The organism is Flavobacterium fluviatile (genome assembly GCF_010645065.1).
In the GTDB taxonomy this organism is placed as follows: domain Bacteria; phylum Bacteroidota; class Bacteroidia; order Flavobacteriales; family Flavobacteriaceae; genus Flavobacterium; species Flavobacterium fluviatile.
The window spans coordinates 77,169-93,839 of sequence record NZ_JAADZW010000013.1 but is presented as its reverse complement, the minus strand read 5'-3'; the positions used below and the strand labels follow the sequence as shown (position 1 = coordinate 93,839).

The window sequence follows — 16,671 nt, the reverse complement described above, 5'->3', positions numbered from 1 at the left end:
TCAACTCTACAGTTGGACTTCGTAACTGCTTTTTACAATTTTACCAAATCGATTCGATAATTATCAAATCATACAAAAGTCATCTTATATTTAATGGAAAAAAGAAAAATTGAAATAATGGATACTACGCTCCGTGATGGTGAACAAACCTCAGGAGTATCTTTTTCTGCTGCAGAAAAGCTGACCATTGCACAATTATTGTTGGAAGAATTAAATATTGACAGAATCGAAATAGCTTCTGCACGCGTTAGTGAAGGCGAATTTCAGGCTGTAAAAGGCATTACTTCATGGGCTGAAGAAAAAGGATATATCGACAGCATCGAAGTCCTGACGTTTGTTGACGGAGGTGTTTCAATCGACTGGATGAAAAAAGCCGGTGCCAAAGTGCAGAATTTATTGACCAAAGGTTCTATGAATCACTTAACGCATCAACTGAAGAAAACTCCGGAACAGCATTTTTCTGAAATTGCCCAAATTATTGCTTTAGCCAAAGAAAACAATATTGAAACCAATGTTTATCTGGAAGACTGGAGCAACGGAATGCGAAATTCTCCTGAATATGTTTTTCAGTTTTTAGATTTCTTAGCGACACAGCCAGTTAAAAGAGTATTGCTTCCTGATACTTTAGGTGTATTGATTCCTTCTCTGGCATTTGAATTTATTTCTAAAATAAAAGTAAAATATCCACAGATACATTTTGATTTCCATGCCCATAACGATTACGATTTAAGTGTTGCCAATGTAATGGAAGCGATAAAAGCCGGTATCAACGGGCTTCACGTAACCGTAAACGGAATGGGAGAACGTGCCGGAAATGCACCTCTTGAAAGCACTGTTGCCGTAATCAATGATTACCTGCCGGAAGTTAGCATTAATATCAAAGAGACATCTTTATATACTGTCAGCAAATTGGTTGAGACTTTCACCGGCTACAGAATTCCTGCCAACAAACCAATTGTAGGTGATAATGTTTTTACACAAACTGCCGGAATACACGCCGATGGTGACAACAAAAACAATTTATATTTTAATGATTTGCTTCCGGAGCGCTTTGGAAGAAAAAGAAAATACGCCCTTGGAAAAACTTCTGGTAAAGCCAATATCGAAAAAAATCTTCAGGAATTAGGTTTAAAACTAAACAACGAAGATTTGAAATTGGTTACCCAGAGAATTATCGAATTGGGTGACAAAAAAGAAACCGTAACAAAGGAAGATTTACCATACATCATTTCAGATGTTCTGGACAGTCATACTTACGAAGAAAAAATCACAATCGAATCCTATATATTGGTTCATTCTAAAGGGATGCGCCCTTCGACTACTTTGTGCTTAAAAATTGATGGTGAAATCATTGAAGAAAATGCTCAGGGAGACGGTCAGTTTGATGCGTTCATGAATGCTTTAACCAAAATTTACAAAAGTAAAAAACTAACACTTCCGAAATTGATTGACTATGCGGTAAGAATCCCTCCCGGAAGTAGTTCTGACGCTTTATGCGAAACTATCATCACCTGGGTAAATAACGGAAAAGAATTCAAAACCCGCGGATTAGATTCGGATCAGACAGTTGCTGCAATTATTGCAACTCAAAAAATGCTGAATGTAATTACCAAGTAAAAAAATAATCGAAATAGTAAATAAACCCATAATATCAATAAAATGAAATTTAACATAGCCCTTTTAGCCGGAGACGGAATCGGACCAGAAGTAATTGATCAGGCAGTAAAAGTATCAGATGCTGTTGCAAAAAAATTTGGACATGAAATTACATGGAAACCAGCTTTGACCGGTGCTGCTGCAATTGACGCAGTAGGTGAGCCTTATCCTGATGCAACACACGAAATTTGTAAAAATGCTGATGCAGTTCTTTTTGGAGCGATTGGCCACCCTAAATACGATAACGATCCTTCTGCACCGGTAAGACCTGAGCAGGGTTTGTTAAAAATGCGTAAGGCCTTAGGTTTGTTTGCAAACGTAAGACCAACTTTTACATTCCCTTCTTTATTGGATAAATCTCCATTAAAAAGAGAAAGAATTGAAGGAACCGACTTAGTTTTCTTAAGAGAATTAACAGGCGGGATTTACTTTGGTGAAAAAGGAAGAAAAGACAATGGCGATACTGCTTTTGACAACTGTGTTTACACCAGAGCTGAAGTACAGCGTTTAGCTAAAAAAGGTTTCGAATTAGCCATGACCCGTTCTAAAAAATTATGCTGCGTTGACAAAGCAAATGTTTTGGAAACTTCACGTTTATGGAGAGAAACAGTTCAGGCTATGGAAAAAGACTATCCAGAAGTTGAAGTAAGCTACGAATTTGTGGATGCTGTTGCCATGCGTTTGGTACAATGGCCAAACTCTTATGATGTATTAATTACGGAGAACTTATTTGGAGATATCTTAACGGATGAAGCTTCTGTCATTTCCGGTTCAATGGGATTAATGCCTTCTGCCTCTATGGGAGCTGAAGTATCATTGTTTGAACCTATTCACGGTTCTTACCCACAAGCGACAGGATTAAACATTGCAAACCCAATGGCTACAGTTTTATCTGCTGCTATGATGTTCGAAAACTTCGGATTGATGGAAGAAGGAAAAGCAATGAGAGATGCTGTAAATAAAGCTTTAGAAGCAGGAGTTGTTACTGAAGATCTAGCGAACGGAGGCAAAGCATACGGTACCAAAGAAGTTGGAGACTGGTTAGCTGCCAACATATAATTTTGTTTGCTTCGTCCGTTCGGCTAAAGCCTCGGGTCAGGTTTTATTCGTTTCAAGTTTCAAGTTGGAAAAACCTGAAACTTGGAAACTGAAACAAAAACAACATAAAAAAAGGGATCAACTTTGGTTGATCCCTTTTATATATTTAGAAAAAAATATTAATATCCTCCTCTACCACCACGGTCATTTCCACCACGGCTGTTTCCGTAACCTCCGCGAGAATCACCTCCACGGTTGTTATTGAAGCTTCTTCTTTCACCTTCAGGCTTTGGCTCAGATTTATTAACTACAATTGCACGACCCTGAACAGTTGCTCCGTTCAATTCATCAATTGCTTTTTGAGCTTCGCTGTCGTTTGGCATCTCAACAAAACCAAATCCTTTGCTTCTTCCGGTAAATTTATCAGTAATAATCTTAACTGAATCTACTGGTCCGTAAGCCTCGAAAGACTCTCTTAAATCTGCTTCCTCAATACTGAATGGAAGGCTTCCCACAAAAATGTTCATATGTACTTATTTATAATAATGTAACAAATGTAGTCTTATTTTTCTCTAATTTACTATATATTAGTTTATTTATGTTTTTATTTTGATTTTTAAATCTGGAATCAGAGAAAAACAACAAAAAACACCTGAATTTTAATCCGTTTATATTTAATCCGTTTTTAAACAAACATTTCAGAAAAAAATTATATCTTTGCGCCCTTAATTAACAGAGGTCGAGTACCTCAAAATTTAATCATTAGATTATGTCAGTAAAAATTAGATTACAAAGACACGGTAAAAAAGGAAAACCTTTTTACTGGGTAGTAGCTGCAGATGCACGCTCAAAAAGAGATGGTAGATACTTAGAGAAAATCGGTACTTACAATCCAAACACTAACCCGGCAACTGTTGAGTTAAACCTTGACAGCGCAGTTAAATGGCTACACAATGGTGCACAGCCAACTGATACTGCCAGAGCTATCCTTTCTTACAAAGGTGCTTTATTGAAACACCACCTTGATGGAGGAGTTCGTAAAGGTGCTTTATCTCAGGAGCAGGCAGACGCTAAATTAGCAGCCTGGTTAGAGGCAAAAGCTGGAAAAGTTGATGCTAAAAAAGATGGTTTATCTAAAGCGCAAGCTGATGTTAAAGCAAAAGCTCTAAAAGCAGAACAAGAAGTTAACGCTAAGCGTTTAGCTGCTGCAGCTCAGGCTGAAGCTGATGCTATCGCTGCCGCAACTGCTGCAGAGGCTCCAGAAGCTACTGAAGAAGTTACTGAAGTTGAAGCATCTACTGAAGAGGCTGCTGCTGAAGAGAATAACGAAACAACTGAAGCATAATTTTTACTTGGCGGTAATGCGTAAAGAAGATTGTTTTTATTTAGGTAAAATCGCTAAAAAATTTAGTTTCAAAGGTGAAGTCCTGATCTATTTAGACACAGACGAACCTGAGTTATACGAAAATCTGGAATCAGTGTTTGTTGAACAAAACAAACATCTGATTCCTTTTTTTATTGAAACCAGTTCTTTACATAAAGGCGACTTCTTAAGAGTTCGTTTTGAAGATGTAAATACAGAACAAGATGCAGATGCTTTAGTAGGCAGTGCTATTTATCTTCCTTTGACAATGTTGCCAAAGCTTACTGGCAACAAATTTTACTTCCACGAAGTTATTGGTTTTGAAATCGAAGACCAGCGTTTAGGTGTTTTCGGAAAAATTACTTCAATTAATGATTCTTCTGCACAACCTCTTTTTGAAGTTTTGAATGGTAATGTAGAAATTTTAGTTCCAATGATTGACCACTTTCTAGTAAAAATTGACCGGGAAAACAAAAAAGTCATTGTGAATCTGCCTGAAGGACTTATTGAGATGTACCTTTAAAAATTAAATTCCAATTTTTTTTAAATTCCAAATTCCAATCCTGAAAAGGAAAATTCCAATATAAAAATTCTTTCAAAATAAATTTGAAAGAGAAAACTTATTTTTTAATTAATTCCATTATTTTTAAGCCCAATTATTAGAATTTGGGATTTTAAAATTTTGGGATTTATACCATGAATAAACCTTATGATTTAGAAGAAAGGACTTTCTTGTTTGCAAAAGAATGTCGAATATATGTTAGAACTTTATCTAAAACTATCAAATATTGAAGACGGAAAACAATTAATAAGATCCTCAGGATCCATTGGAGCAAATTATATTGAAGCAAATGAAAAATTAGGCGATAAAGATTTAATTTTCAGATTAAAGATTGCCCGAAAAGAAGCTAAAGAATCTAAATTTTGGCTTCAATTATTAAATGACTTAAATCCTGATCAAAAAACACTTTCAGAATCTTTTTTATTTGAAATCGAAGAATTAAGAAAATCCTTTCTGTCATAATTACCAAAACTTCTAAGTAATAAATTCCATTTTTAACCTTACTTTTACATCTCAAAAAAGTATCCGCTCCAATTGGAATTTGGAATTTTCACTTTTGGAATTTCTCTCCCAAGATTGGAATTTGGAATTTAAAAATTTGGAATTTTATTATATGTTTCAGTTCAAACAATTTGCTGTTAATCAAGATCGCTGTGCCATGAAAGTCGGAACAGATGGGGTTTTATTGGGTGCCTGGGCTCCAATCAATCACAATCCGTTTAGCATTTTGGATATTGGTGCAGGAACCGGAATTATTGCTTTGATGCAGGCTCAGCGAACAAATGCTGAACAAATTGATGCTCTTGAAATTGATGAGGATGCCTACGAGCAAGCTGTAGAAAATTTTGAAAACTCACCATGGGGAGATCGTCTTTTTTGCTTTCATGCCGGATTGGACGAATTTATTGAAGAGCCGGAAGACGAATATGATTTGATTATTTCAAACCCGCCTTTTTACTCCGAAGATTATAAAACAGAAAACGAACAACGCGATTTAGCGCGTTTTCAGGATGCAATGCCTTTTGAAGAGCTTGTTGAAGCTGCCGGTTTATTACTTTCAGAAAACGGAATATTTGCTGTAATCCTTCCATTCAAAGAAGAAGAAAACTTTATAACACTGGCAAAGGAAGCCGAATTATATCCAGCCAAAATTACACGCGTAAAAGGAACTCCGACTTCAGAAATTAAACGCAGTTTATTAGCTTTTAGCAGAAACGAAAACCCTACAACTGAAATCGATGAATTAATCATCGAAACTTCCAGACACAATTATACGCCAGAGTACATTCAGCTCACTAAGGATTTTTATTTGAAAATGTAATTGGTGTTAAATTAAAACAATAGTTATTCAAAATTGGCATTTGCTAAAAAACATTGTTTTCCAACAATAACGATTAGTTTTGTTACATTTCTTTGTGTAGATTTGTAATTATAAAACTATCGCACCATGAAACCTGATTTATTTCAAGCCCCCGATTATTATAACTTAGACGATCTATTGTCAGAAGAACACAAATTGGTTCGCGAGTCGGCTCGTGCATGGGTAAAGAGAGAAGTTTCTCCTATTATTGAAGAATATGCCCAAAGAGCCGAATTTCCAAAGCAAATCATAAAAGGTCTTGGAGAAATTGGCGGTTTCGGCCCTTATATTCCTGTCGAATATGGCGGTGCAGGTTTAGACCAGATTTCATACGGTCTGATTATGCAGGAAATTGAACGCGGAGATTCCGGGGTACGATCTACCTCATCTGTACAGTCCTCTTTAGTTATGTACCCAATCTGGAAATACGGAAACGAAGAACAACGCCTCAAATATTTACCAAAGCTGGCCACAGGAGAATGGATGGGCTGTTTTGGTTTAACCGAACCAGACCACGGTTCTGATCCGGGAAGTATGATTACAAATTTTAAAGATATGGGAGACCATTATCTTTTGAATGGTGCCAAAATGTGGATTTCGAATGCGCCGTTTGCAGATATCGCCATTGTTTGGGCAAAAAATGAAGAAGGACGTATTAACGGATTAATCGTAGAACGCGGTATGGAAGGCTTTACAACACCTGAAACACATAATAAATGGTCACTTCGTGCATCTTCTACAGGCGAATTAATTTTTGATAATGTAAAAGTTCCTAAAGAAAATTTATTACCTAATAAATCGGGATTGGGTGCTCCGCTGGGCTGTTTAGATTCGGCTCGTTACGGAATTGCATGGGGAGCAATCGGAGCTGCAATGGATTGTTACGATACGGCTTTACGTTATGCAAAAGAAAGAATCCAGTTTGGAAAACCTATTGGAGGAACGCAATTACAGCAGAAAAAACTAGCCGAAATGATTACCGAAATTACAAAAGCTCAGCTTTTAACCTGGCGTTTAGGCGTTTTAAGAAACGAAGGAAAAGCTACTACTGCCCAGATTTCAATGGCAAAACGAAACAACGTTGACATGGCCATTCATATTGCACGTGAAGCCAGACAAATGTTAGGCGGAATGGGAATTACAGGCGAATATTCGATTATGCGTCACATGATGAATCTCGAAAGTGTCATTACATACGAAGGCACACACGACATTCATTTATTGATAACCGGAATGGATGTTACCGGATTTTCTGCATTCAAATAATGACGCTCTATCAAAATATATTGAAAATCAATGCAAAAAGCTTCTTCTAATCGGGAAGCTTTTTTATATTTACCAAAAATACCACATTTTATGAATATTGAGACCATCAACAATCGCATTCAGCCTCAAAAGGATGTGCTTTTGCAGCATTCTTTATACAATAAAATTCAAAGCATTGAAGACTTACACTGTTTTTTAGAAAGTCATGTTTTTGCAGTTTGGGACTTTATGTCATTATTGAAGGCTTTACAGGCTAAACTTACCTGTACAACAACACCCTGGTTTCCAACAAAAAATCCTGAAACCAGATATTTAATCAACGAAATTGTTCTTGCCGAAGAAACGGATCTGAGTATTGACGGAAGAAGACAAAGTCATTATGAAATGTATTTTGAGGCCATGGAAGCTTGTGGTGCCGACACAACAGCCATCGACAAATTTTTATCCGAAGTCAATTCGCTTCATAATATTTTTGTTGCCATTAAGCAAAGTTCATTGCATCCGGACATAAAATCATTTTTAGATTTTACGTTTAGAGTGATTGAACAGGGAAAACCTCATGAAATCGCCGCTGCTTTTACTTTTGGAAGAGAAGATTTGATTCCGGGAATGTTTACCGAGATCTTAAAGAACTTTCAAAAAAACCTTCCTGATACTGATTTAAGCAAACTATTGTATTACTTCGAAAGACATATCGAACTTGATGCAGATGAACACGGACCAATGGCCATGAAAATGATTACGGATTTATGTGGAGATGATGCTGAAAAATGGTCTGATGTAGAAGAAATTTCAATTCTTGCCATAGAAAAACGAATCGGACTCTGGAATGCCATTGAAGAAGAAATTTCGATGAAAGCTGAAATGGTTTAAAACCATAATTACTTTTTTAACGTAACTATTTGTTTAGAAATGATGCAGAATCTAATTTATCCAAATTATGAAACCACAGTTCAAACAAATAGTTATTGTTTTACTTTCTATATTCCTTTTGAGCTGCAGTACTGAAGAAAGCCCTTCAGAAACTGCTGTTACTCCCGAACCTGTTACACCTCCAACAGTCACCAATCCGGAAGTGCCAACCGCACCCATTGCTAAATCAATAAACTATTTAGCCTTAGGAGACAGTTATACGATTGGGCAAAGTGTCTGTGAAACCTGCCGGTTTCCGGAACAGCTCAAAACGAGCTTAAAAATGTTTTATACAGATACTAACTTTTCGTTAAAAGTTATCGCCACAACCGGATGGACAACTACCAATTTAATTTCGGCCATCAACCAGCAAAAACCCGAATCCAATTATGATTTGGTCACGCTGTTAATTGGTGTAAACAATCAGTATCAGGGCAAAGATTTTTCTGTTTATGAAAGAGAATTCCCTGAACTAGTAACCAAAGCAATTGCATTGGCAAAAGACGATAAAAAAAACGTAATTGTAGTTTCGATTCCTGATTATTTTTACACGCCTTATGCCAAAAATTTAAGTGATAGCCAAAAAACAAAAATCACTACAGAAATCAATCAGTACAATGCCTTTGCCGAGAATTACTGTAAAACAAACCAAATCGTTTTTGTAAATATCACTGACATCACAAGACAAGGACTAAGCAATCCAAATCTGGTTGCTTCAGATGGGCTGCACCCTTCAGAGTCTGCTTATGCTTTATTTGTTGAGCGTCTTTTGCCCAAAGTCAAAATAGCATTGCAGAATTAGACATTTAATAATTTTCAGACAGCAAAAAATTGGTTTTCAAAACACCCCTTGTCCCGCTATCCATTTTATCTTTTGCGGCGAACCCCGCCACAAAAGGATATCATTTCTATCGGGGCTGGATTAGAGGTTTTGGTTTTTAGAGAACTTAAAAATCTATACTTTCTTAGATTTCCAAATAAAACCATCGAGCAAATAATGCGTAAACTGAGGTACACTCAAAAGCGGAACTAAAACAAACTGCCAGCCCGAGAAATCAAAATTACTGACGGAAATATTTTCATTCCACACAAAAAACTCCCAAAGAAACTCTTCAGAAAAAGCAATTACCAATAAAATCAGTCCATAAAGAAATACGGCATTGTAACTTTTCAAAAAACCAAAAATCCCAGAACCGTTATCAACTTTGCTTTCAACTTCTCTAAAATAAACCAATGCCATATATGGAATTCCGTGTGAGACTACATTAAGCAAAGTAAAAACAAGATCATCATTAAAATAGACAATTCCGAAATACCATGATAAGGCTGTCCCTAAAATAATACTGTTTTTGGGCACGTTAAAAAAGCGATTTTTAAACGAAATAAAAGCCGTACGAACTGTATAAATTACCAAAATTCCAATGTAAATCCAAAACAGAATTTCTAATAAAACCTGATTCTCAAAATGAAAAAATTCATTTTCAACAAACCAGTTGAATTTTCTGTCGGGAGACAAAAACCAAAATAACATCGGGTAAACAGTCGCTGCATAAATTGCCAGATTATCGATTATGACTGAAACCTTTGTTTTTGCTTCGTTACGGGCATACAAACGCATAAAACCATATTGCTGCCTGATAAAATGGAAAACCGCTATATAAGCCAGAAAAGACCAAAAAACCAAGCTCCCAAAAGAAAACAAAATCATGCTTACCACAAAACAAATAATTGGCAGGAGAATTAGTAATTTCTTCTTTTTCTGAAATTCATGTGCAACAAAATACGTTTTAAACAAAGTCGCATAAACGTGAGCTACGTCTATAAAAACAATTAAAAAAAGCCAGGTATAAAAAGAATAATCATTTTCGATTTCAGTTATGTAATCCTGAAACATAAAAATGATCGACAGCACAAAAAATGACGGTCCAATGATAAACAGTAAGTCTGTTTTGTCTCTATGAATCCAGGGTTGCATCATTTAAAATTTGGTTTACAGTATTAATTCCCTGATGAAAAGCTTCTTCAAAAATCGAAATTCCGGATAAGTCGGTGTGGGCAAAATAAATTCGGTTTTCGATATTTTTTGCCGCAATCTCTTTGGCTTTGCCAAAAATAAAATCCGGTACAGGCGAAATCATTCCGTGCCCTAATATAAAAACTTCCATTTCTTCAGTGTATTCTTCAATATCCGGATGCGCAATTTTCAGGTCATCAAAAACGACCTGTTTCCAGTATTCTTTGTCTTTTTTATAGATTTCTTTTCGTGTTTTCTTTAAATTGCCTGATGAAAAACTATAATAATATGTAATTACTTTTTTCTCCTGAAACTGATTTAGTGTCTGGTGCTGTGCATACACATAACCCAAACCTTTGGCATCATAAATCACATTATCCCACGAAAGCGGAAAACTAAAATTATCCGACAAATCATTTACCGTTAAGGTTGCCAAAAGCCAGGGTGTATAATGAAACGCCTTTGTAAATTCTTTACGGTTTTTTATCAAATACTGATTAACAAACTGAGGTGTTGCCATAATAACCTTGTCTGCAATGATTTCAACAGAAACTTTTTTAACATCATCAAATGCTTTGGCGACCACTTTATTATTTTCGACTTTTACCTCATAAACCAAATGGTTTTTCAGGGTTTTATTCTCAGTATATTTTTTAAGATGACTGGCTAATCTGGCATTACCTTCCGGCCATGTTAAAACGCTGTCATTTTTATCGGTAAATGAGTCCTGTTTTCTTCCAGCGAAATAATGGATTCCGGCCCAGGCAGAAACGAATTCAATTCCTAATCCAAAGTCATCTTTGCAGCAATAATCGATATAATTGAATAAAGGTTTCGATTTGAAATTATTGTTTTCTAACCATTTTTGCATCGTAATTTTATCCAGATTTCGTGCATTTTGATCTTCTGAAGAAAGATAAATCGGAATATCAAATAAGTATTTTTTATCTGCTCCTTTCGCCGTTCTGAGTGCATCCATTTCCTTGAAGAATCGTATAAATTCCTTATCATCTTCCGGAGAATTTCCTTCTTTGGGAACGACGCCTTCCTGCCAGTTATTTTTGTAAAACAATCTTTCATCTGGCTCAAAAGTTAAATGCAGTTCATCAAAAATCGGGAGTTCCTTTTCATTATAACCTATTATGATTTTTTCTTCTTCCAAAAAGTTCAGAAGCTTTTTATCTTCAAAGTTGGGAAGGGGCAGATAATGCGCTCCCAAGGGATATTTTGAATATTTATTTTGACCATTTGAAGAGTTTCCGCCCAAATGATCTGCCATTTCAAGCAACAAAAAATCTGAAATCCCTTTTTTATGAAACTGGCGCGCCGCACTCAAACCCGAAATACCGCCTCCAACAATCAAATACGGGATCTGAATCTGCTCTGTCGGCTTCGGGAAATCCTTAATCCATAAACGATGTCCTAAAAGATGATTTGTTCCGGACAACCGAATCATTAAAACGGCTATTTTATCGGAACAAAACTGCAGAAACGGAACCAAAAGCAGTGAAGCTCCGATTCCTTTTATGAAATTTCGTCTTCCCTTATTGCAATTTTCCCCACTCTTCATCAAAATAGCGCACTAAAATCTGGTTATCCAAACGATTGATTTCTATTTGATTTGAAATCATATCATTGGTAAAATAATTGAACCGGTCGAACTGATAATTATAGAATTTCAAACCTAAAACTTGTCTTTTTACATCGTTAAAAGTGGTTCCGAAACCGTTTATTGCAATCGTATAGCCCCATTCTCCAAAAGAAGGAACATAGGCATGATACGCATCAACCTGCGGAAAAACCTGCATGACCGTTTTATTGATACACCAAAATGATTTCGGGGCAAAATAAGGCGAAGTCGTCTGAATGACAACCGCAGCATCCGGCTGTAAAATAGTTTTTATGGTTTGGTAAAAATTCAGCGAATACAATTTTCCTAAACTGTAATTGGAAGGATCAGGAAAATCGATAATAACAACATCAAACTTTTCTGTACAGCTTTTTGCCCAAATGTAAGCATCAGCATTGATGACAGTAACTTTCTGATTATTCAAAGAATTTTTATTGAATCCCTTCAAAACAGTATTGGTTTTAAAAAGTTTTGTCATTCCTTCGTCCAGATCGACCAGAGTTACTTTTTGAACGTCTTTGTATTTCAATACTTCACGAACCGCCAGGCCATCTCCACCGCCCAAAACCAAAACCTTTTTTACATTTTTCGCCATTGACATGGCGGGATGTACCAAAGCTTCGTGATAACGATATTCATCGGCAGAACTAAACTGGAGATTGTTATTCAGATATAATCGGTAATCGCTTTTATTGTGTGTTAAAACAATTCGCTGATACGGAGTTATATTGGTATAAATAATATTTTCTCCATACAATTTCCCTTCCGAATAAGCCAGAATCGAATCTGAAAAAACAAAAACGCTCAGCAAAAGCAGAAATGAAAAGATGGCTTTTACCCTTAAGAAATAAGGCTTTTTTAAATCGTTTTTCAAAAGAAAACATAAAACAATGGCAATACTCACATTGATCATTCCGAAGAAAAGCGATGTCCCCATGATGCCTAATTTCGGCACTAAAACCAACGGAAACAATATTGACGCCAGCAAAGCCCCAATGTAATCAAACGTAAAAACATTCGAAACCAGGTCTTTGAATTCGACCCGGTCTTTTAAAATATTCATTAAAAGCGGAATCTCCAATCCAACCAGAAAACCGGTTACAAAAACAAATAAATACAAGATAAACTGAAAGGATGCAACGCTTTCGAATAGTAAAAATAAAACTACCGAACTCAATCCGCCAATCAGTCCAACCAATATTTCGATCTCAACAAAAGTGTTGAGCAGATTTTTATGGAAAAACTTTGAAAAAAAGGAGCCGATACCCATCGAAAACAGGTAAACTCCAATAATAAATGAAAATTGTTTTACCGAATCGCCCAATAAATAACTCGCCAGTGTCCCGGCAACCAATTCGTAAATGAGTCCGCAGGTAGCGATTATAAATACAGCAAAGAGTAAAAGAAATTCAAACCTGAGAAACTTTTTACCCATGAATTGCGGCACTAATAATCATTGAAATCCCAATGATAAAAGCTGCCAGAACAATCGCTACAGCAACATTATTTTTTTCTACAACTTCTTTCCAGGTTTTCTCAGGAGTAAGTCTTTCGATGATAAAATATCCGATCAATAAAATGACTATTCCTAAAAAAGAATAAATAATTGAATTAACTATTGGCTGTGCGTGAATATATTCCATATTGTTAAAATTTTATTTGTGATAAAAACGGTTATAAGATGTACGGCTTCCCGTTGATTTGTACGTTTCAGTAGATTCGCAGTCGCAAATACGGTTTCCCGCGACGGCAAAATAGATATAAACCCCAAAGCAAAAAAATCCAATTGCCAATGGAGCCCAGTTGTTAATCAGTAAATCAGAAATTCTTTTCATAGTAACTTATTCGTATGTAGAGTACGAGCTGTCTGCCCATCTCTCTTTTTCAAATTGATTTTTAAAAAACCGTATGATGAAGAAAATTACAATCATACCGATAAACACGATCCAGGCATTTCGGTTCGAAGGTTCGCTCCAGACTACATTCACCTGCATTTCGCTGTTAGAAAGATCTTCCGGCGCTTTCATTGGTGTGATCAAAAGGTGGTATTTTCCTCCTTTTACACCACAAATATTAAATTTTTCAGACTGGCTTCCTTCTGTCCAGGATTCCCCATCCGAATAACCATAATAATATTCGATGTCTTTATTGGCGTAAATTTCGTCGTTGGTATCTTCATTTACTAATGCAACATTTAAGTTTGCCCATGAATTATTGACACCCGTTGAAACCTTAATCGTCAAAGGAGCCGAAGAACCATTGAGTACAAATGACGGACTGGTTACTTCTTTATTATCAAATTCGCTGAATTTAATTGTGCTGTTAAAAACATTCTGCTCCACCTGATCTTTATAATTATACCAGTTTGCGGTAATAATCAGCAAAGCAAATAGGCAAAAAATAATAGCTGTATTTCTAAGATCAAAACGGTACGGCTGAATCATACTCACTCCTGACTGATACGGCAGGGTGATTCCCGGAAAAGCTTTCTTTATTTCGCTCTTTCTGACATATTCTCCATAAAAAGCCGTTTCTACCTTATTCATTCTTTCGACAGAAATCATGAAAGGCGGTTTTATATATTCTACCAAATGAATCAGCTGGTTCAGCGGAAGCTCAAAATCAAAAAATCCCTGCGCATTTATAATTTCGGCATCTGAATATTCATAAATATCGTAATCTTCATTTTCATGTTCGAGTACTAACGGATGTAATTTTACACCAAATGTTTCTTCCATTTCGGTCAGTAAAATCCAATGCCCGTTTGAAAGCGACAAATAAAGAAATTCTTTTGCTTCATTTTGCAGAATAAACTCTGTCCATCTGTAATTTGGATGCACATTTTTAACCAAAATACCAGTCACCTTATATGCACTTCCCTTCAAAAAACCAATATCTCCAATAGATAATGGAAAATCATTTTCCAAAGCTTTATATTTAGATTTTCTGCGAAACTGACCCTCATCATCACGAGCATATAAGCTCTGACATTTCGGGCAGACAAAATTGAGTGCTTCAAAACCAACCTCCAATTCGGTTTCTGTATTACAATCGTAACAAGGAATTTTCATGCTTTATCGGTTAATTTCAAAATCCTTAATAATTTTCGCTTCAAAATAAGTAATATAATCGGCCACGACACTGCGCACCTTATGCGAGTTATCCTGAAGATAATTACACAAATAAACATCCAATGTCAACTGATTGTATTCTGGCCAGGTGTGGATACAAATATGTGATTCTTTCAGGCAGAACGAAATGGTAAAACTGTTGTTTTCAAAATCATGCACCACTACTCCAACCTTCTCCAAACCGTACTTATCTAAAATAGAATTTGTTACCACAACAAAATCATTACTGGCTGTAAGTTTCTCTGTTTTATCGACATGTAAAGTAAGCAGTTTATGCAGTCCCGGCGAATAAGGAGGTAAATCCATTCAATTATTTATATAACTCAGGCGCCAAATATATAATAATTTATCTAATAAAATAATGTGAAAATTATATTTGAAAAATCAGTACTCAATTCACGAAGTACGGCTATGTAATTGATCTTTTTGAATTTTATGGCAGCAAAAAATTGGTTTTCAAAACACCCCTTGTCCCGCTATCCATTTTATCTTTTGCGGCGAACCCCGCCACAAAAGGATATCATTTCTATCGGGGCTGGATTAGAGGTTTTTCAATTTAAAGAAAGTCTAGTATGATGAGACACAAAAAACTATCCTATGGAAGTATTCCAAAAAAAGACTACTGTATGCCTATATATCAGAAATTCTTCAAGAAATAGAACAAGGAAAATTACAATTTGCCGGGCAGCTAAAAAGTATGGCATTCAGTATAGAAAAACAGTTGTTCTATGGTTAACAAATTTTGGTAACTTTGATTACGAGAACCAAATCCCTTCAAAAGGAAAAATCTCCAGAACAAAAGATTATGGAGCCTGTAGTCCAGTTCAAGCTTTTAGAAAAACACAAGCATTTTTGGAACTACAGGCTTTTGCTGAAGACAAGAAGGCTGTCTTTTCGATATCTTGATTGATTTAGCAAAAAAAGAATTTCGGAAAATAAACATCTGAAAATGAAAATAAAACTAATAATCCCAGCAATTGTATTGAGTCTGAATTTTATTTTTGCAAATCCACCAGCCAAAAAACGTATATTAGTTTATACAAAGAACGGAAAGGGTTATGTGCATAAAAATATTGCAGCCAGTGTAGAGGCTTTAAAAAAAATTGGAGAAGCAAACAATTTAATTGTTGATGTTTCAGATGATACTTCGGTAATGACTCATGAAAATTTAGCAAAGTACAGCTGTGTTATTTTTTCAAATACGTGTAATGATATCTTTGATACAGAAAAACAAAAGCAGGCATTTGTAGATTATATCCAGCGGGGAGGCGCATTTGTAGGAATTCATAGTGCCTCTGATTCAGAACGCTCCTGGCCCTGGTATACTAAAATGATAGGAGGAAAATTTAAAAAACACCCTGCTTTTCAGTCTTTCGATATAAAAGTGATTGATAAAAACCATCCTGCCACTTCAAAACTTCCTGAAACATGGAAAAAGGAAGATGAGTGTTACTATATGGATGAACTCAATCCTAATATTCAGGTAGTCTTAGCAGCCGATTTGCGAACGGTGAACGACAGTGAAAAAGGAGTTTATCCCGGACGCATTTTTGGCGATTACTTTCCATTAGCCTGGTTTCATGAATTTGAAGGAGCCAGAGTGTTTTACACCGCTTTGGGACATGATAGTAAAGATTATTCAGATCCTGTATATATTCAGCATCTTGAGGGCGGAATTTTATGGGCGTTGGGTGAAAATTCCAAAAAGAAACATTCGAAAAATAAAGAGAGATAGCTGC

At 35.9% G+C, this 16,671-nt stretch carries 19 protein-coding genes; 11 read left to right on the top strand and 8 right to left on the bottom strand.

Annotated elements, in window-relative coordinates; genetic code table 11:
* The first annotated feature begins 93 nt into the window (after positions 1 to 93).
* Together GXM17_RS13795 and leuB are read left to right on the top strand one after the other, a co-directional pair.
* Positions 94 to 1,617, top strand: a complete 1,524-nt coding sequence (locus GXM17_RS13795) for an alpha-isopropylmalate synthase regulatory domain-containing protein (RefSeq protein ID WP_163399905.1) — start codon at positions 94 to 96, stop codon at positions 1,615 to 1,617.
* 42 nt (positions 1,618 to 1,659) lie between these two features.
* Positions 1,660 to 2,715: a 3-isopropylmalate dehydrogenase gene (gene leuB / locus GXM17_RS13790; protein ID WP_163399904.1), complete on the top strand. Its 1,056-nt coding sequence runs from the start codon at positions 1,660 to 1,662 to the stop codon at positions 2,713 to 2,715.
* Positions 2,716 to 2,873: 158 nt separating this feature from the next.
* Here the strand turns inward: leuB and GXM17_RS13785 are convergent, their stop codons facing one another.
* Entirely contained in the window at positions 2,874 to 3,221 is a 348-nt protein-coding gene (locus tag GXM17_RS13785; protein ID WP_163399903.1) for an RNA recognition motif domain-containing protein, read from the bottom strand.
* Between the two features lie 242 nt (positions 3,222 to 3,463).
* Between GXM17_RS13785 and GXM17_RS13780 the strand changes: the two genes are divergently transcribed.
* The 7 genes from GXM17_RS13780 to GXM17_RS13750 all read left to right on the top strand — a co-directional run bounded on the left by GXM17_RS13780 (position 3,464) and on the right by GXM17_RS13750 (position 8,959).
* Positions 3,464 to 4,039, top strand: a complete 576-nt coding sequence (locus GXM17_RS13780; RefSeq protein WP_163399902.1) for a 30S ribosomal protein S16 — start codon at positions 3,464 to 3,466, stop codon at positions 4,037 to 4,039.
* Positions 4,040 to 4,055: 16 nt separating this feature from the next.
* Entirely contained in the window at positions 4,056 to 4,580 is a 525-nt protein-coding gene (rimM, locus tag GXM17_RS13775) for a ribosome maturation factor RimM (protein WP_163399901.1), read from the top strand.
* Between the two features lie 234 nt (positions 4,581 to 4,814).
* On the top strand, positions 4,815 to 5,081 hold the full coding sequence (locus tag GXM17_RS13770; protein WP_244307403.1) for a four helix bundle protein: 267 nt from the start codon (positions 4,815 to 4,817) through the stop codon (positions 5,079 to 5,081).
* Between the two features lie 151 nt (positions 5,082 to 5,232).
* Positions 5,233 to 5,940: a tRNA1(Val) (adenine(37)-N6)-methyltransferase gene (locus GXM17_RS13765; protein ID WP_163399900.1), complete on the top strand. Its 708-nt coding sequence runs from the start codon at positions 5,233 to 5,235 to the stop codon at positions 5,938 to 5,940.
* 126 nt (positions 5,941 to 6,066) lie between these two features.
* Positions 6,067 to 7,245, top strand: a complete 1,179-nt coding sequence (locus GXM17_RS13760) for an acyl-CoA dehydrogenase family protein (RefSeq protein ID WP_163399899.1) — start codon at positions 6,067 to 6,069, stop codon at positions 7,243 to 7,245.
* A gap of 90 nt (positions 7,246 to 7,335) precedes the next feature.
* Entirely contained in the window at positions 7,336 to 8,118 is a 783-nt protein-coding gene (locus GXM17_RS13755; protein WP_163399898.1) for a DUF3050 domain-containing protein, read from the top strand.
* A 67-nt stretch (positions 8,119 to 8,185) separates the two neighbouring features.
* Positions 8,186 to 8,959 (top strand): SGNH/GDSL hydrolase family protein, encoded by a 774-nt coding sequence (locus GXM17_RS13750; protein ID WP_163399897.1) that lies wholly within the window; start codon positions 8,186 to 8,188, stop codon positions 8,957 to 8,959.
* Between the two features lie 153 nt (positions 8,960 to 9,112).
* On the opposite strand, the gene GXM17_RS13745 is transcribed toward GXM17_RS13750, so the two are convergent.
* The 7 genes from GXM17_RS13745 to GXM17_RS13715 are packed head-to-tail and all read right to left on the bottom strand — an operon-like array spanning position 9,113 to position 15,238.
* Entirely contained in the window at positions 9,113 to 10,135 is a 1,023-nt protein-coding gene (locus GXM17_RS13745; RefSeq protein WP_163399896.1) for a hypothetical protein, read from the bottom strand.
* Complete coding sequence (locus GXM17_RS13740; RefSeq protein ID WP_163399895.1) at positions 10,113 to 11,741, bottom strand: NAD(P)/FAD-dependent oxidoreductase; 1,629 nt, start codon at positions 11,739 to 11,741, stop codon at positions 10,113 to 10,115. Before GXM17_RS13740 ends, GXM17_RS13745 begins: the two co-directional genes overlap by 23 nt.
* Entirely contained in the window at positions 11,716 to 13,236 is a 1,521-nt protein-coding gene (locus GXM17_RS13735) for a polyamine aminopropyltransferase (protein WP_163399894.1), read from the bottom strand. The genes GXM17_RS13740 and GXM17_RS13735 overlap by 26 nt, the downstream gene beginning before the upstream one ends.
* The gene (locus tag GXM17_RS13730; RefSeq protein ID WP_163399893.1) at positions 13,229 to 13,444 is read right to left on the bottom strand and encodes a DUF350 domain-containing protein; all 216 of its coding nucleotides are present in this window, start codon (positions 13,442 to 13,444) and stop codon (positions 13,229 to 13,231) included. Before GXM17_RS13730 ends, GXM17_RS13735 begins: the two co-directional genes overlap by 8 nt.
* A 12-nt stretch (positions 13,445 to 13,456) precedes the next feature.
* Positions 13,457 to 13,636, bottom strand: a complete 180-nt coding sequence (locus GXM17_RS13725; RefSeq protein ID WP_163399892.1) for a hypothetical protein — start codon at positions 13,634 to 13,636, stop codon at positions 13,457 to 13,459.
* 6 nt (positions 13,637 to 13,642) lie between these two features.
* Positions 13,643 to 14,872 carry a DUF4178 domain-containing protein gene (locus tag GXM17_RS13720; RefSeq protein WP_163399891.1) on the bottom strand — a complete coding sequence of 410 codons (1,230 nt, stop codon included), beginning with the start codon at positions 14,870 to 14,872 and terminating at the stop codon, positions 13,643 to 13,645.
* 3 nt (positions 14,873 to 14,875) lie between these two features.
* Entirely contained in the window at positions 14,876 to 15,238 is a 363-nt protein-coding gene (locus GXM17_RS13715; protein ID WP_163399890.1) for an S-adenosylmethionine decarboxylase family protein, read from the bottom strand.
* Positions 15,239 to 15,529: 291 nt separating this feature from the next.
* On the opposite strand from GXM17_RS13715, the gene GXM17_RS13710 reads away from it, so the two are divergent.
* Both GXM17_RS13710 and GXM17_RS13705 read left to right on the top strand, forming a co-directional pair.
* A complete protein-coding gene (locus GXM17_RS13710) occupies positions 15,530 to 15,838 on the top strand; it encodes a hypothetical protein (protein ID WP_163399889.1) in 309 nt (102 codons plus the stop codon).
* Between the two features lie 43 nt (positions 15,839 to 15,881).
* Positions 15,882 to 16,667 carry a ThuA domain-containing protein gene (locus GXM17_RS13705; protein ID WP_163399888.1) on the top strand — a complete coding sequence of 262 codons (786 nt, stop codon included), beginning with the start codon at positions 15,882 to 15,884 and terminating at the stop codon, positions 16,665 to 16,667.
* Positions 16,668 to 16,671: the final 4 nt, after the last annotated feature.

Excerpts from the sequence above, each read along its gene's own strand:
- leuB (WP_163399904.1), top strand. The coding sequence starts at position 1,660 with ATGAAATTTAACATAGCCCTTTTAGCCGGAGACGGAATCGGACCAGAA.
- GXM17_RS13750 (WP_163399897.1), top strand. The coding sequence starts at position 8,186 with ATGAAACCACAGTTCAAACAAATAGTTATTGTTTTACTTTCTATATTC.
- GXM17_RS13760 (WP_163399899.1), top strand. The coding sequence starts at position 6,067 with ATGAAACCTGATTTATTTCAAGCCCCCGATTATTATAACTTAGACGAT.
- GXM17_RS13770 (WP_244307403.1), top strand. The coding sequence starts at position 4,815 with ATGTTAGAACTTTATCTAAAACTATCAAATATTGAAGACGGAAAACAA.
- GXM17_RS13755 (WP_163399898.1), top strand. The coding sequence starts at position 7,336 with ATGAATATTGAGACCATCAACAATCGCATTCAGCCTCAAAAGGATGTG.
- GXM17_RS13765 (WP_163399900.1), top strand. The coding sequence starts at position 5,233 with ATGTTTCAGTTCAAACAATTTGCTGTTAATCAAGATCGCTGTGCCATG.
- GXM17_RS13740 (WP_163399895.1), bottom strand. The coding sequence starts at position 11,741 with ATGAAGAGTGGGGAAAATTGCAATAAGGGAAGACGAAATTTCATAAAA.
- GXM17_RS13735 (WP_163399894.1), bottom strand. The coding sequence starts at position 13,236 with ATGGGTAAAAAGTTTCTCAGGTTTGAATTTCTTTTACTCTTTGCTGTA.
- GXM17_RS13720 (WP_163399891.1), bottom strand. The coding sequence starts at position 14,872 with ATGAAAATTCCTTGTTACGATTGTAATACAGAAACCGAATTGGAGGTT.
- GXM17_RS13785 (WP_163399903.1), bottom strand. The coding sequence starts at position 3,221 with ATGAACATTTTTGTGGGAAGCCTTCCATTCAGTATTGAGGAAGCAGAT.
- GXM17_RS13710 (WP_163399889.1), top strand. The coding sequence starts at position 15,530 with ATGGAAGTATTCCAAAAAAAGACTACTGTATGCCTATATATCAGAAAT.
- GXM17_RS13795 (WP_163399905.1), top strand. The coding sequence starts at position 94 with ATGGAAAAAAGAAAAATTGAAATAATGGATACTACGCTCCGTGATGGT.
- GXM17_RS13730 (WP_163399893.1), bottom strand. The coding sequence starts at position 13,444 with ATGGAATATATTCACGCACAGCCAATAGTTAATTCAATTATTTATTCT.
- GXM17_RS13705 (WP_163399888.1), top strand. The coding sequence starts at position 15,882 with ATGAAAATAAAACTAATAATCCCAGCAATTGTATTGAGTCTGAATTTT.
- rimM (WP_163399901.1), top strand. The coding sequence starts at position 4,056 with ATGCGTAAAGAAGATTGTTTTTATTTAGGTAAAATCGCTAAAAAATTT.
- GXM17_RS13745 (WP_163399896.1), bottom strand. The coding sequence starts at position 10,135 with ATGATGCAACCCTGGATTCATAGAGACAAAACAGACTTACTGTTTATC.
- GXM17_RS13725 (WP_163399892.1), bottom strand. The coding sequence starts at position 13,636 with ATGAAAAGAATTTCTGATTTACTGATTAACAACTGGGCTCCATTGGCA.
- GXM17_RS13780 (WP_163399902.1), top strand. The coding sequence starts at position 3,464 with ATGTCAGTAAAAATTAGATTACAAAGACACGGTAAAAAAGGAAAACCT.
- GXM17_RS13715 (WP_163399890.1), bottom strand. The coding sequence starts at position 15,238 with ATGGATTTACCTCCTTATTCGCCGGGACTGCATAAACTGCTTACTTTA.